Consider the following 16,112-nt stretch of genomic DNA (forward strand, 5'->3'; position numbering starts at 1 on the left):
GTAATTTGCTCTAAAAATTTACAAAAAAACTATTTTAAAAACTGATAAGCAATTAATGCTGCTATGTATGCAATAGCTGTCATGATTATTAATTGTAAGGTTGGCCATTTCCAGGAATTGGTTTCTTTTTGAACAATAGCTAAAGTACTCATGCATTGCATAGCAAAGGCATAAAAAAGCAGTAATGAAATACCAGAAGCTAGATTAAATAATGGTCCGCCAAGAATAGGGTTTACCTCACCAGCCATTCTATTTTTTATGGTTTCTTCTTCGTCACTACCTACACTATAAATAGTTGCTAGTGTACCTACAAATACTTCACGAGCCGCAAAAGAACTAACAATGGCAATACCAATTTTCCAATCGTAACCTAAAGGTCTTATAGCAGGTTCAATAGCTCTACCAGTAATACCAATAAAAGAATGTTCTAGCTTATGTGAAGCTATTTTTTGGTTTAATTCATTTTCAGATAAATTTTGCGAAGCATACTCTGTTTTTACAATTTCTTCGGCATTGTTAAAATTTTCTCCAGGTCCGTAAGATGCTAAAAACCAAAGAACAATAGAGATGGCTAAAATTATTTTACCTGCGCCAAATACAAAAGATTTTGTTTTTTCTAAAACGGTTAAGGTAACGTTTTTAATAAGTGGTATTTTGTAGTTAGGCATTTCTACTACAAAAAAGCTTTTGTTTTTAATTTTTAGTATTTTATTTAATATGTATGCAGAAATAATAGCTGCTCCAAATCCTATTAAATATAAAAGCATTAGAGTTAATGCTTGGTAGCTTAAGCCAAAGAATCTGCCTTCAGGAATTACCAGCGCAATAATAATTAAATATACAGGAAGCCTAGCAGAACAGGTGGTAAAAGGAGTTACTAAAATAGTGATTAGTCGTTCTTTCCAGCTTTCAATATTTCTGGTTGCCATAATAGCAGGAATAGCGCAAGCAGTACCAGAAATAAGAGGTACCACGCTTTTTCCGCTTAAACCAAAGCGACGCATAATTCTATCCATTAAAAATACCACACGACTCATATAACCACTTTCTTCAAGAATGGATATAAATAGAAATAAAAATGCAATTTGTGGTATAAAAATAACAATTCCGCCAAGTCCAGGAATTATACCTTCGGCAATTAAATTAGTAAAAGCACCTTGAGGTAATGTGTTTTTTGTCCACTCACTTAAAGATGCAAAAGCAGAGTCAATAAAGTCCATTGGTATACTTGACCAATCGTAAATTGCTTGAAATATAGTAAGTAAAATGAATGCAAAAATGACATAACCCCAAACTTTATGCGTTAGTATTTTATCAATTTTAGCGCGTAAGCCTTTAGCTTGAGAAACATCTATAGTTTGTCCTTTTTTAAGAACATTATTAATAAATTGGTAGCGTTTTATGGTTTCTTTTTGCTGAAGCCTTTTAAGGTCACCTTTAGATTTTGTTTTAAAACTAGCTATAGCTTCAACTTCTTGTCTGCTTGTTTTACCAAAATTTACATCTTGTGTAATTACTAGCCACAGTTTGTATAAAAGCTGATTAGGAAAAGCTTGACGTAACCTGTCGAAATACTCTTTATCAATTTCAGAGGCATTTAAACAAGGTGTAATAGGTAGCTCTTTATAATTAGCTATAAGTTGTTTTAAGGTGTCAATACCTTCTTTTTTACGTGTACTTATTAATGCAATTTTGGTTTCTAGATGCTTTTCTAAATAATCTATGTCTAATGAAATACCTTTGTAAATCATTCTGTCTGCCATGTTAATTACAAGAATACAAGGGATTTCTAAATCTTTAATTTGTGTAAAAAGCAGTAAGTTTCTTTTTAAGTTTTCTACATCGCTTACTACTATTGCAACATCTGGATAGTCTTTGTCTGTTTTATTTAAAAGCAGTTCTATAACCACATTTTCATCTAGTGAAGAAGCGTTTAAACTATAGGTTCCTGGTAAATCTATAATGTGGGCTTTTACACCACGAGGTAATTTACAGATACCTTCTTTTTTTTCAACAGTAATTCCAGGGTAGTTACCAACTTTTTGGTGTAAGCCAGTAAGTGCGTTAAATACAGAAGTTTTTCCTGTATTCGGATTTCCAATAAGCGCAACATTTATTTGTTTACTCATGGATTGTTTTTTCTATGATTATATAACTTGCAGTTTCTTTTCTAATCGCTAAATGTGTGCCATTAATGTTAAGATACATAGGGTCTTGAAAAGGAGCAACCTGTAAAAGTTTTACGGTGTTACCAGGAAGACAGCCCATTTCTAGAAGTTTTAATGGTATGTGCGCTGACGAAACATCAATAATGATGCCTTGTTCTCCACGTTTAAGATCTGCTATAGTTATCTGCAAGCTTATTTAGATTGATTTTAAAGAAGCAAAAGTAATATAAAAGTTCTTGCTAAAAAAATTGTAACCTAATAAACTATTTATATTCTTTTTTTAGTGTTTTAATATCTTCTAATAAAAGGTTTATATCTTCTAGCTTTGTGCCATCATAAAAGCCTCTAATTTGTTGTTTTTTGTCTATAAGCATAAAGTTTTCTGTATGCACCATATCAAAAGGGCCTCCATCTCCATCATCTTTAACTGCTAGGTAGCTTTTTCTGGCAAGGGTGTAAATTTGTTTTTTATCTCCTGTTACTAAATTCCATTTGGCATCATTAACTCCTTTTTTTATAGCATATTTTTTTAATTGTGCTACACTATCTATTTCAGGAGTAACAGAATGTGAAAGTAGCATCACGTCATCATCGTGAAGTATTGCTTTTTGTATAATAACCATGTTATCTGTCATTAAAGGACAAATAGTTTGGCAGGTTGTAAAGAAGAAATCTGCCACATAAATTTTATCTTTATAATCTTCTTGGGTTATGGTTTTACCGTTTTGATTAGTAAGGCTGAAATTGGCAATTTTATGGTATTTTTTTTTGTACTGTATGGTGCTGTCTACTAGTTCTGCATTTACCGAAGCAGGCTGGTAAATAGGAAGTACTTTTTCTACCTTTAAAATATTATAGAAAATAGAAAGTATAATAACAGATAAGATGCCTAAAACTATAGCAAAATATTTGTAGTCTTTAAAAAATGAAAGCATAAAATGAAATTTATTATGCAAAATTACAATTTATTTCAAGCTCTACTAGTAACTGAGGTTACATAAATTTCAACAAAATATTGTAACTTTCATCCTTAAAATGTTATCCCAATGAAATATTATTTTTTGTTCATGGCGTTATTATCTGTGTCCTTCTCTTTTTCACAAATAGAGGAAACCGATTTTAATGCTATTGTTGAAGCAGAAGCTAAAGCTGCTTCAAATAGAATTTACAACCATAGAGTAAATATAAATACCGGAAATTATGATGTTACATATCACAAATTAGAATTTACGGTAGACCCAAGTGTAGCAAGTATTTCTGGAGTAGTAACTACTCATTTTATTGCCAAAGAAGCCATGACAGAGGTGACTTTTGATCTGGCAGATAATATGACTGTTTCACAAGTTTTACAAAACGGAAACTCTTTGTCATTTACTCAAAATTCAGATGATGAATTAGTAATTACTTTACAAGGAACTTTAAATATTGGTGAAACAGGAATTGTAGAAATTACCTATTCTGGAAACCCAATAAGTTCTGGTTTTGGCTCTTTTGCTCAAACTACACATAATGGAGACCCTATAATATGGACACTTTCTGAACCTTATGGAGCAAAAGGTTGGTGGCCTTGCAAACAAGATTTAAATGATAAAATAGAAAGTATCGATGTATATATTACAACACCACAATTTAATACAGATAACGAAGAATATATTGCTGTTAGTAATGGTGTAGAGCAGAGCCAAATCATAAACGGATCGACTAAAACTACATATTATAAGCACGAATTTCCTATTCCTGCTTATTTAGTAGCTATTGCAGTAACTAATTATGAAGTGTATTCACATACGGTTCCTAATAACGGTAATTCTTTTGAAATTGTAAATTACGTATACCCAGAAAATTATGATTATGTTCAGGAAAGTACTGCCATTACAGTAGATATTATGGAATTATTTTCTACTAAATTTGAAGAGTATCCTTATGCATCAGAAAAATATGGTCATGCTCAATTTGGTTGGGGAGGAGGTATGGAGCATACTACTGTTTCCTTTATGGGAAGCTTTGGAAGAGAATTAATAGCTCATGAATTAGCACATCAATGGTTTGGTGATAAAATTACTTGTGGTAGTTGGAAAGATATTTGGTTAAACGAAGGTTTTGCAACTTATTTATCTGGATTGGTCATTGAAGATTTTGATGGTAACGAAGATTTTACAAGCTGGAAACAAGCTAAAGTAAACTCTATCACATCACAAACAGATGGAGCGGTATATTTATCAGATGCAGATACTACAAGTGTTAGTAGAATTTTTAGTAGCAGACTCAGCTATAATAAAGGCTCTATGGTGTTGCACATGCTTAGAAAAAAAGTGGGTGACGTTCCTTTTTATCAAGGTATGCAAGATTATTTAAGTGATACAGATTTAGCGTTTAATTATGCTAAAACACCAGATTATCAAGCTAAAATGGAAGCAGCTAGCGGAGCGGATTTAACCGAGTTTTTTAACGATTGGATTTATAATGAAGGCTATCCAAGTTATACCATAAATGCTAATTGGGTAAATACCAATCAACTTCAATTTCAAGTAATTCAAACACAAAGTGATGCTTCTGTAGATTATTTTGAAGCGCCAATTCCGTTGCGAATTGTTGGTACAAATAACGAAACTTTAGATGTTGTTTTAAATAACACTTTTTCTAATGAAACCTTTGTAGAAACAGTAAATTTTGACGTAAGTGAAATAATATTTGACCCAGAAGTAGATTTAATTTCTAAAAATAATACTATTACATTAAGTACTAATTCCTTTCAAACAGAGCAAAGCTTAATTATGTATCCTAACCCTACATCTAGCCTAATATATATAACAAAACCAGATGCATTAGTAGTAGATAGCATTCAAATATTTGATGTATTAGGTAAATTAGTGTTAGAAACTAATTTTCAAGAAAGTATACGTACAGAAAGCTTAGCTTCAGGAGTGCATTTTGTAAAGTTTTCTACAAATCAAGGAGATTTTCATAAAAGGCTGTTAAAGGAGTAAGCAATACCTCTTTGCACTTTTTTTAGTTAGTATAAAAGCGTACTTTTGCACGTTATAAACAAAACCCAATACATGACTGTATTTATAATTAAAGCCGCTCAGTTATTTTTGAGCCTTTCTATACTAGTTGTTTTGCATGAATTAGGACACTTCATTCCTGCAAAACTATTTAAAACCAAAGTGGAAAAATTCTACTTATTCTTTGATGTTAAATTTTCATTATTCAAGAAAAAAATTGGCGAAACCGTTTATGGTATTGGTTGGTTGCCACTTGGAGGTTATGTAAAAATAGCAGGAATGATAGATGAGAGTATGGATAAAGAACAAATGGCGAAACCGCCACAGCCTTGGGAGTTTCGTTCTAAACCAACTTGGCAACGTTTAATAATTATGCTAGGTGGTGTTTTTATGAATTTTGTATTAGCATTTTTTCTTTTTGCTGTCATGCTTTTTGTTTGGGGAGGAAAATACCTTACCAAAGACAGCGTAAAATATGGTTATGCTGTAAGTAAAACATTAGAAAATTACGGCTTTCAACAAGGAGATAAAATTATATCAATAGATGGTGAACCAATAGAAAACCTAACCGAAGATGTTGGTAAATACCTTATGTTTAGAAATGTTGAAAACATTAAAGTAGAACATGAAAACGGGGTAGCAGAAAATATTGCTATTCCAGAAGATATAGGAAAACAACTTTTTGCAGCAGGAGATTATCCTGGTTTAGAGCCACGTTCTCCTTTTCAATTAGATTCTGTGCAAGCAGGATTACCAGCTGCTAAAGCTGGACTGTTAGCTAGTGATAAAATTTTAGCTATTAACGGAAAACCAATTAACTACCTATCTGATTTTACTTACGAATTAAAAAACAGCAACAATAAAGATGTTGTTTTACAAGTAGCACGTGATAATCAAGAAAAAGAACTTGTAATAACACCTACCGAAGATAAAATGATAGGTATTGTTTATAGTAGAACAGATCCTGATTTTATAAAATACAACGATAGAACTTATACTTTTGGAGAAAGTATTTCTGGAGGTATTAGTAAAGGCTATTGGGAAATTAAAGATTACTTAGCACAGTTTCAATATATCTTTACTAAAAAAGGGGCTTCACAAATTGGAGGCTTTGCTGCTATAGGTCAAATGTTTCCTTCACAATGGAACTGGCAAGCCTTTTGGTACTTAACAGCATTCCTGTCTATAATGTTAGGAGTTTTAAATTTGTTACCAATTCCTGCTTTAGATGGAGGTCATGTAATGTTTTTATTATATGAAATGATTTCTGGAAGAAAACCAGGAGATAAGTTTATGGAATACGCGCAATTAGTTGGTTTTGTTTTGCTTATAGGTTTGGTTTTATTTGCGAACGGTAATGACGCTTTCAAAGCAATACAAGATTGGTTAAATTAATTTAAATTTTTTTTATTTTTTTTTAAAATATGTTTGTAGAATTTAAAATATAATATATATTTGCACTCGCAAAAGCGAATAACACTCCTCCTTAGCTCAGTTGGTTAGAGCATCTGACTGTTAATCAGAGGGTCCTTAGTTCGAGCCTAAGAGGAGGAGCAAGTTAGAATAAGCCACTAGAAATAGTGGCTTTTTTTATGCTTAATTTTTACGAAACTTAAACAAATGATGCAGTAACTAATTAAGTTAATAGTTAAAACGGATTTTTTTAAAGAGCAAGAGAAGCTTCTTTTTTAATAGAACTATAAATAATTTATATGAAGTTAAAAATGAACTAGCTAATACTATAATATTTTATATTTTCGTAGTTCTAAAACCCCAAATTAGTGAACTTTAAAATCTATTTATACATACTTTTTTGCATATTTCCATGTCTAATCATTGCAAAAAATATAGATCCAATTGCTTTAGAAAATGAAATCTCTAAACTGAATGATCAACAAAAATACGAAGTTTCTTTTCTGAAATTAGATAAAATCATAGATGACCCTAGCTCAGATTCGTTTGATAGGGCTCATGCGTACATTCAAATGTCCTATACGTTTAAAAGGGTATATAATCATGTTATGACTGTTCATATGCTTAAGCTTGCAGAACAAGAAGCCTTAAAATCGACTCATAAAAATGAGTTAGAAGCTAAAATTTTGGCCGAGCGTATGTTTTTCTATTTTGAAATTAAAGATTTTGAAAACGTTACGTTAATTCTTGATAAGTTTAATTCAGATAAAGTTAGTTATTTATCCAGAGAAACACTTGCTCATTATCATTCTATTCTAGCAGCTGTAGCTGTTTGGGATGAAGACTACAAGAAAGCTGAAGAAAATTATAATATTGCAGCATCAATTTTAGAACAAGTGAACCCCAAACATTTGCCTAGCGTTTATCGCGCAACTTTAGCAATGCATTCGTTGGTAGGTGACTCTATAAAAGTTATTCAAGCTTTTGAAAAAGGACTTTATTATGCTAAAAAATATGAAGTACCTCTTTATGATTTAATAATGCATGAAAGTTTAACTAAGCATTATAAAAAGAAAGGGGATTATGAAAATGCTTTAAAAATGGAGGAACTCGTTAATATTAAACGCAAAGAATATGATGCCGCAAATAGTAACGATAAACTAGTGTCTTTAAGAAATAAAATTAAAAAAGAAAGAGAAGAGCTAGCTTTAAAAGCTGAAAATAATCGCATTTATTATTGGTCCATTATATCTGTAATAATAACTGTTTTAGTTATTACGCTATTAGTTTTACTAGGTGTTTATAAACAAAAAAATAAGTTAATATCTAACGAAAATAAATATATCCGTTTAGAAGTTGAGAGACTTTCAAAAGAAATAGACACTAACAATAATAAGGGTATTATAGAAATAGAGAATCTTACAGAAAGACAACTAGAGGTTGTTAAGTTGGTTAAACAAGGGAAAACAAATAAAGAAATAGGAAACGAGCTTTTTATTTCTGAAAATACTGTTAAATATCATTTAAAAGCTATTTATGAAATTTTAGGTGTACCCAATAGAATTATGCTTAGGCAAAACTATAAACTTTAGTTTGTTTTGAGTTCATTTAAATAATAATTAAGAAACCGCTTTTAGCGGTTTTTTTTTATAATAACTTTTAATAAAAGAAATTTAGTAGTGCACATCCTTAATGTTCTATTTATAAGCTATAACAGTATAGCTAAAAACTAAAAATAGACACATTTCAGTTTTTATGTATATCGCTATTAATGAGTGTTTTAATATGTACTACCCTGTGGGTAGTTATAAAAACTACACCAAACCTACCCTGTAAGATTTTACTTATTTTATTTATTTCCTAGACATTTGAGCTATTCAAACTAAAAGCAATTCATGTTCCTGTTTTTAGCAGTGCAAACGTAAAATATGTATATAAATAACTAGCAGATATTATTTCTGTGGCATGCAACAAATTTTTAGTGAAATAAACATGACTATTATAAACCAAAATAATTATTAATCAAATCGAAGAAAGTAATGAAAAAAAATTTACTAAACCTACTAATAGTATTAATGCTCGCTATGTCCTGGCATGGTATGGCACAAGAAGTCGAAATTGGGTATGGTACAAGTATTAAAAGTTATCCATTAGGAACTTCATATTTATATGAAAGATCAAGTACTATATATACTTCTTCAGAAATTGGTACAACTGGTACTATTTATAGAATAGCCTGGAATGCAAGTTATGGAGAAAGAGCTGCTAGACCTATTAAAATATATTTGAGAGAGACATCAGATGAGTTACAAACAGGGGTAACTTGGGCATCTAAAATAGCTGGTGCTACTGTTGTTTATGATGAAATAGTAAATCCAATTACAGGGTGGAATTACTTTGTCTTAACAACTCCTTTTTCGTATTCTGGTAATAATTTAGAGGTAATGGTGGAAGCAAATTATGGCGATATGTCAACAAATCCTTATGGTCTTACTAAGTATGCAATTGGTAGTGGTATTTCGTATACTTTGAAAACAAATTCTCACGCAAGATGGTCACAGGATTTTGGAGCTCCAACAGGTACTGGAACCGTGGATAATAGACGACCTAATATTACTATAGATTTTGGAGGTGTAACCTGTAGTTCAGTTACAAATGTAACCACAGTTAATCGAGCAGATACTACTGCTGATATTTCTTGGGAATCAGACAGTTTTGGAACGTCCTGGAATATTTCATGGGGATCCCCTGGGTTTACCCCTGGAGGCGCTAATGAGATTGGTTCAGATGTAAGTATTACTACAGATTATCAAATTACAGGATTAACCGATACAACAGCTTATGAGTATTATATTCAAACAGATTGTGGGGCTAGTTATGTTAGTGATTGGGCTGGACCTTTTAGTTTTAATACACGATGTGTAGCTCCTACAGATTTGGTAGCAAATAACTATGACGTAGCAGATACAACAGCGCAGGTTTCATGGACAGCAGGTGATGTAGAGACAGCTTGGAATATTTCTTGGGGACCAAATGGTTATGCTCCTGGTGATGCCAATGAGGTTGGTAGAGGTACATCTACAACTACATCTTATACCATTACGGGATTAATGGAGCAAACATATTATGATTTTTATATTCAGGCCGATTGTGGAGGTGGAGACGTTGGTGTGTGGTCTGAACGTATTGGGTTTACTACCGATTGTACTTACATAGATTATTTATATGAAAATTTCGATGCTTATGATATTTCTTATTCTATTAGTGAAATGCCAGATTGTTGGGTAAGACTAGATTTATATGGGTTTACAGACGATTGTAGTTATGGTATAAGGGATAATTCTTCAGCATCAGGAACGCAAAGTCTTCAGTTGCATACACCTAGTTCTAACTTCGGTATTATAGGTGTTTTACCTTCGTTTAGTAATGTAAATGCTGGAACGCATTGGTTACGTTTTAAGGCAAAAGTAAGTAATGCAGACGGTCTCCTTTATGTTGGATATGTTACTAATGAAAGAGATTGGGGAGATTTTACAATAATAGAAAGCCTAAACATAACTAATGACAGCTGGGATATAGATTCAGAATATATTGTATTGATTCCTGAAACGATTCCTAGTAATGCTAAATTAGCTATAAAGAGTATGCATGATAATGAAAATTACTTTATAGATGATTTATATTGGGAGCCAATACCATCTTGTACACCTCCTGCAGATTTAGTTACTACAGATATAGGAATAAATACAGTTTCCTTTTCGTGGGAAGAAATTCCTGATTCTTTATATAATTTAAGATACCGTGAAGTAGGATCTACCACATGGACAACTATATATGATATTCCAACAAATACATATGATCTTTCCGGGCTTAAGCAATATACCGAGTATGAAGTTAGTGTAAGTAGTAATTGTGTAGGTGGTGATCCATCTATATTCTTAACAACCATAGATTTCATGACTGGAGGATTTTATTGTTATTCTGAAGTATCGCAACCAAGAGACTATTATTATATAAGCCGAGTTGGTTTAAATACTATAGATAATAGTTCATCATATAGTGCTTATACCGACTTTACAGATATAAGTACAAATCTAGTTGCTGGTGATACCTATAGTATTTTCATTACGGTTACTGCAGATAATAATTACAATACTTCTTATGGAGTATGGATAGATTATAATGCTGATGGGGTTTATGATTCAGAGGAAAGGGTTTTTGCAACCAATATGGGTTCAAACGTTCCGGCAGCTGGGACTTTTACTGTTCCAGAAGATGTAATTTCAACAACTACTTCTATGCGTGTTTCAATGAGAAATGGATCTTCTATACCCCAACCTTGTGAGGATTATTCTATTGGAGAAGTTGAAGAATATACCATTAATCTTCAAGTTCAAGGTGCTCCTAGTTGTGAAGATTCCTTACCAGAGAATATTGTTATTCAGGACGTAAGTCATACTACAGCTACTGTTAATTGGACCGTTACAACGGCACCTGCTGAAGGATATGTAGTGGAAGTGTATGAAACAGGAGCTAGTCAAGGTGTTGATACACCTGTGTTTATATATAATGTAGATTCCAGTAATCTTAGTTCTGTTTTAAGTGGCCTTAGTTTAGGTACAACTTATGATGTTTATGTTATTTCAGAATGTGATAGTGATACTAATATTATTTCTGATGTAAATACATTTACCACATCTAGTTGTGATGCTGTAACAGGAGTAACCATTACCACTGTTACACACAATAGTGCTGTGCTCTATTGGACAGCTTCAGCTAATGCAAGTGAGGGATATCAGGTAAATGTTTATGAACAAGGTGCTACAACTCCTTTTATAACAGGTACTGTTGCAGCAAGTACTACTGCTGTAAATTTAACGAATCTGTCTCCAGAAACAACTTATGAGGTAGAAGTAATTTCTTATTGTGATACAGTATCTACAACGTCTAGTAAAATAAACTTTACTACAGGAGTAGATATGGATACAGATTATTGCGATTCCACTATATATACGGTAGAGTCTATAACTAGAGTTTTATTTGCAGGAATAGATAATGCTTCTACAGCAGTTGGAGCATCAGAATATGAAGATTTCTCTGCTATAGTAGGGCAAGTAGAAACAGGCGCTACTTATGGTTTCTCGGCAGAAGGATATACAGATGGTAATTTTACAAACTATTTTACAGTATGGATAGATTGGAACCAAGATTTCGAATTTCAAACAGAAGAAATGTATGAAATAGGGGCTATACTTAATTCCGACGGAACAGATGGGCAACAAGCTACGTCTAATATAGCTGTGCCAAGTACTGCATTAGAAGGAAATACACGTATGCGTGTTATTAAAAATTTTAATACATCACCTACAGATTCTTGCGGTACTTATAGCTATGGTCAAATAGAAGATTATACCATTAATGTTTCTTATCCATTATCAATAGCTGATAGTAGTTTATTATCTAATGTACAATTATATCCTAATCCGATAAGTACTAATACATTTTACATTAATGCTTCAAGTATAAAAGAAACAACGGTTTCTGTTAAAGTAAATGATATACTTGGTAGAGAAATTTATAATGTTCAGCATGATGTTTATAATGATAAGATACAAGTGAAGCTAGATCAGAATTTAAATGATGGAGTTTATTTGGTTACCATATCTTTAAAAGGAATGAGTCGTGTTTTTAGAGTTGTAAAACGTTAAAAATTAGTTTTTATTTTTTAGTTAATTATTGAAGGGGGGTTTAAGAGATAAGAGGGGTTTTTAAGTAAATCCCTCTTATTATATTTAAATTATTCTAATTTTAAAATTCAGGCATCTATTTTCTTTTTAAAATGGATTAGGTTTAAATTACAGCATATCTTTTTCTTAGTTCGAGCCTAAGAGGAGGAGCAAGTTATAATAAGCCACTAGAAATAGTGGCTTTTTTTATGGAATAAAATGAAATGCTATACATTAAATTGTTTTATGGTTTTTATTTTCTGTATTTGTTTGATTGTTAGTATTTTAAAAAACCATTCATCTACACTTATTTAACATTCATCTACTTAAACAAGCGGTTTTGTAGAAAGTTTTATAATGCACCTTAATCTTCATTTAATTTTACCCTTGTTAATCCAAACAAGTGTTATGTTATACAAAAAACTACCCTCAGGACGCTTTTTAAAAAAAATAAGTAAATGTGTCTTTAAAAGAAATAAAACAATACAATCCGTTAGTAAAAATGACGATAAAATACTGGTATTAGAAAACAATAGTGAAGCTAGTAATTTGCAAGTTGTTAAAATAGATGTAGTAGATAAAAGCATTAAAAACTTAGAGTTTATTAATCATTTAGAAATGAATTTAAAAGACAAGCAATTAGATAATTTGCCGATGGAGTTTTTAACAGATTTAAAACAACAAAAGCAGCATTCTCAAAAGAATCTTCTTATTAATTTAGAATCTAAAGATCATAAAAAATAAAAATATTTACAGATTTGTAAAACCATTCGTCTACACTTAAGCGTCATTCGTCTACACTTAGATTATTATAAACGAATTAAAATTTTTAAATTACTGAATTCAACTAATTTTATTCAGATTCATAATATACCCTCTATATGACTAAGAAACTAAAAATTCTTCTTATTGAAGATGACATGATAGAAATAATGAAATTGAATAGAACAATTTCCACATTAAAATTAGACCACACCATAATTGAAGCCAATAATGGTGAAGATGCGCTACAATTATTAGAACAAAAAGATAATTTACCAGATATTATTTTACTAGATTTAAATATGCCTAAAATTAATGGCATTGAATTTTTAAGTATTTTGAAAAAAGACGATGTTTTAAAATATATACCTACAATTATTTTAACTACTTCTAACAATCAAAAAGATTTATTAGAATGCTATAAAATAGGAGTTGCTGGATATGTTTTAAAACCTTTAAAATATGAAGAATATGTTAGTAAAATTGAGAAATTATTGTCATATTGGAGTATTAACGAATTAATTGTAGTTTAAAGCAATGAAAGGAATAGTTTTTACCGAATTTTTAGAATTAGTAGAAGATAAATTTGGATTAGAAATGGTAGATAATATTATCTCTAGTTCTACATTAGAATCTGAAGGTATTTACACTGCAGTTGGAACGTATAGTTTTTCCGAAATGTTACAATTATTAGGGCATTTAAGCGAAAACACAGGTATATCAATAGATAATTTACTGTTGGTATATGCCGAACATTTTTTTAGTGTTATTGAAAAAAGTTATCCAGGGCTTTTAGCAACTTATAAAGACCCAATAGAAATGATTTCATCTATAGAAAATCATATTCACGTAGAGGTACGTAAAATTTATCCAGATGCAGAATTGCCAACTTTTGAGGTTACTGATAAAACAGAAAACTCACTAGTAATGATATACAAATCCAGTCGTGCAATGCATCATTTTGGTTTGGGTTTAATGAATAAAACCTTCGAGCACTTTAACACAACAGCAAAAATAGATTTAGAAAAAATTAAAGAAGACGGAACGGAAGTTAGATTTATTATTCATAAAAATTAATGAGTCAAGAGCAAGTACAAATATTACAACGTGCTTTAAAAAGAGAAAAAGCAGCAAGAAAAGCAGCCGAAAGTATTCTAGAAGAAAAATCAAGAGAACTTTACTTTACATCACAACGACTAGAACAATTACTAGACGAGAAATCTTCACAATTACAAGGTGTATTTGAAAACATTGTAGATGCATATGTTGTTATGGATTTACAAGGTAATTTTATAAAATTTAATGAAGCAGCAACTAAATTATTTGGTTACGACATTAGCAGAGAAAAGGTAAACGTTGTAAAACTTATTTATAAAGAAGATTATCCATACGCTATAGCTTCTTTTACACAGCTACAAACTAAAGGCTATTTTAAAAATTACGAAGCTAGAGTATACACCAAATCTAAAGAGGTTAAATGGGTACACATAAATGCAAGTGTGATTTTTGATAAAGATAAAAATCCAGTTGCTGCACAAGGTATTGTTAGAGATATAACAGACCAAAAAGAATCTGAAGAAAAATTAATTGCATCAGAAAACAGATTAGCATCACTAATTGTAAATCTAGATAGTGGTATAGTGTTAGAAGACGAAAACCGAAACATTGTACTTACAAATAATAAATTTTGTGAGCTTTTTAATATAGAAGCAAAACCATCAGATTTAATAGGAATGGATTGCAAAGCAGCTTCCGAAAAAAATAAAGTGCTCTTTAAAAACCCAGAATCCTTTCTGCAAAGAATACGTGCTATTGATGCAGCTAAAAAAGTAGTTATTGGTGATGATTTAGAAATGGTAGATGGTAAAATACTTGAGCGAAACTACATTCCAATAATAATAGGTGGTTCAAACAAAGGCTACTTATGGACATTTAAAGATGTAACCTTAAACAGAACCTATAGAAAAAGCCTTGAAGTTCAAAAACAAAAGTATTACAATATTATTGCCAACATGCATTTAGGCTTAATTGAAGTAGATACAAAAGGAAAAATTTTAATGGTAAATCAAAGTTTTTCTGAAATGTCAGGCTATAGCATGCAAGAACTTTCTGGTAAATTGTCAAAAGAGGTTTTTCCTATTGATAAAAAAAGCTCAGAAATAATAAAAGATGAAAATATCAAGCGTAATAAAGGAGAGGCTAACTCTTACGAAATTCAAATAAAAAACAAAAACGGAGAAGAAAAATATTGGTTGGTAAGTGCTGCTCCTAATATTAATATAGAAGGAGTACAAACAGGATCTATTGGTGTTACTTTAGATATTACCGACTTTAAAAACCTTGAACTTCAAAAAGAAAAACTACTAAGCAAGCTTGAAAAAAGTAACGACGAGTTACAAGAGTATGCGCATATTGTATCACATGATTTAAAATCTCCATTGCGAAGTATACACGCATTAGTAAGTTGGTTAAAAGAAGACAATCAAGGCAAGCTAGATGATGTAAGTATACAAAATATAGGGCTAATTGAAACCACATTAGAGAAAATGGAACAACTTATTACAGATGTTTTAAATTACTCAAGTGTAGGTGCAGAGACCTCTTTAAAAACAGAAGTAGATTTAAATAGCTTAGTAAATGAATTAGTGTCTATTTTATATATTCCTGAGCATATACAAATTAAAAGTTTACATGCATTACCAAATATAAATGGAGATAGAACCAAACTGCAACAGCTATTTCAAAATTTAATTAGTAATGCCGTTAAATTTATAGATAAAGAACAAGGTAGTATTATAATAGATGTTGAAGATTTAAAAAGTCACTACAAATTTTCAATCCAAGACAATGGTATTGGTATAGAAAAAAAATACCACGATAAAATATTTAAGATATTCCACTCTTTAAAGAAAAGTAAAGATTCCTCAGGAATTGGTTTATCTATTGTTAAAAAAATTGTCAATTTACACGAAGGAGAAATTTGGTTAGATAGCAAACCAAACATAGGAACCACTTTTTATTTTACATTAAAAAAATAA

At 31.0% G+C, this 16,112-nt stretch carries 11 protein-coding genes and 1 tRNA gene; 9 read left to right on the forward strand and 3 right to left on the reverse strand.

Annotation, left to right across the window (positions count from 1 at the left end; translation table 11 throughout):
• Positions 1-29 precede the first annotated feature (29 nt).
• The 3 genes from feoB to KO494_RS01280 all read right to left on the reverse strand — a co-directional run bounded on the left by feoB (position 30) and on the right by KO494_RS01280 (position 3,103).
• Positions 30-2,129 carry a ferrous iron transport protein B gene (gene feoB, locus KO494_RS01270; RefSeq protein WP_215965770.1) on the reverse strand — a complete coding sequence of 700 codons (2,100 nt, stop codon included), beginning with the start codon at positions 2,127-2,129 and terminating at the stop codon, positions 30-32.
• Complete coding sequence (locus KO494_RS01275) at positions 2,122-2,358, reverse strand: FeoA family protein (RefSeq protein ID WP_215965771.1); 237 nt, start codon at positions 2,356-2,358, stop codon at positions 2,122-2,124. The genes feoB and KO494_RS01275 overlap by 8 nt, the downstream gene beginning before the upstream one ends.
• A 73-nt stretch (positions 2,359-2,431) precedes the next feature.
• Positions 2,432-3,103, reverse strand: coding sequence for an SCO family protein (locus KO494_RS01280; RefSeq protein ID WP_215965772.1), 672 nt, complete (start codon positions 3,101-3,103; stop codon positions 2,432-2,434).
• Between the two features lie 132 nt (positions 3,104-3,235).
• Between KO494_RS01280 and KO494_RS01285 the strand changes: the two genes are divergently transcribed.
• From KO494_RS01285 to KO494_RS01325, 9 genes are all read left to right on the forward strand, one after another.
• Positions 3,236-5,155: a M1 family aminopeptidase gene (locus KO494_RS01285; RefSeq protein WP_252730212.1), complete on the forward strand. Its 1,920-nt coding sequence runs from the start codon at positions 3,236-3,238 to the stop codon at positions 5,153-5,155.
• Between the two features lie 72 nt (positions 5,156-5,227).
• Positions 5,228-6,568 carry an RIP metalloprotease RseP gene (gene rseP, locus KO494_RS01290; protein WP_215965774.1) on the forward strand — a complete coding sequence of 447 codons (1,341 nt, stop codon included), beginning with the start codon at positions 5,228-5,230 and terminating at the stop codon, positions 6,566-6,568.
• Positions 6,569-6,653: 85 nt separating this feature from the next.
• Positions 6,654-6,727 (forward strand) — tRNA-Asn (locus KO494_RS01295).
• A gap of 227 nt (positions 6,728-6,954) precedes the next feature.
• Positions 6,955-8,178 carry a response regulator transcription factor gene (locus tag KO494_RS16075; protein ID WP_303426768.1) on the forward strand — a complete coding sequence of 408 codons (1,224 nt, stop codon included), beginning with the start codon at positions 6,955-6,957 and terminating at the stop codon, positions 8,176-8,178.
• Positions 8,179-8,625: 447 nt separating this feature from the next.
• Positions 8,626-12,294 carry a GEVED domain-containing protein gene (locus KO494_RS01305; protein ID WP_215965775.1) on the forward strand — a complete coding sequence of 1,223 codons (3,669 nt, stop codon included), beginning with the start codon at positions 8,626-8,628 and terminating at the stop codon, positions 12,292-12,294.
• Positions 12,295-12,720: 426 nt separating this feature from the next.
• Positions 12,721-13,056, forward strand: a complete 336-nt coding sequence (locus tag KO494_RS01310) for a hypothetical protein (RefSeq protein WP_215965776.1) — start codon at positions 12,721-12,723, stop codon at positions 13,054-13,056.
• A gap of 137 nt (positions 13,057-13,193) precedes the next feature.
• A complete protein-coding gene (locus KO494_RS01315) occupies positions 13,194-13,607 on the forward strand; it encodes a response regulator (protein WP_215965777.1) in 414 nt (137 codons plus the stop codon).
• Positions 13,608-13,611: 4 nt separating this feature from the next.
• Positions 13,612-14,151, forward strand: coding sequence for a heme NO-binding domain-containing protein (locus KO494_RS01320; protein ID WP_215965778.1), 540 nt, complete (start codon positions 13,612-13,614; stop codon positions 14,149-14,151).
• Positions 14,151-16,112 (forward strand): PAS domain S-box protein, encoded by a 1,962-nt coding sequence (locus KO494_RS01325; RefSeq protein WP_215965779.1) that lies wholly within the window; start codon positions 14,151-14,153, stop codon positions 16,110-16,112. The genes KO494_RS01320 and KO494_RS01325 overlap by 1 nt, the downstream gene beginning before the upstream one ends.

It is taken from the genome of Lacinutrix sp. C3R15, assembly GCF_018860825.1.
Classification (GTDB): Bacteria; Bacteroidota; Bacteroidia; order Flavobacteriales; family Flavobacteriaceae; genus Oceanihabitans.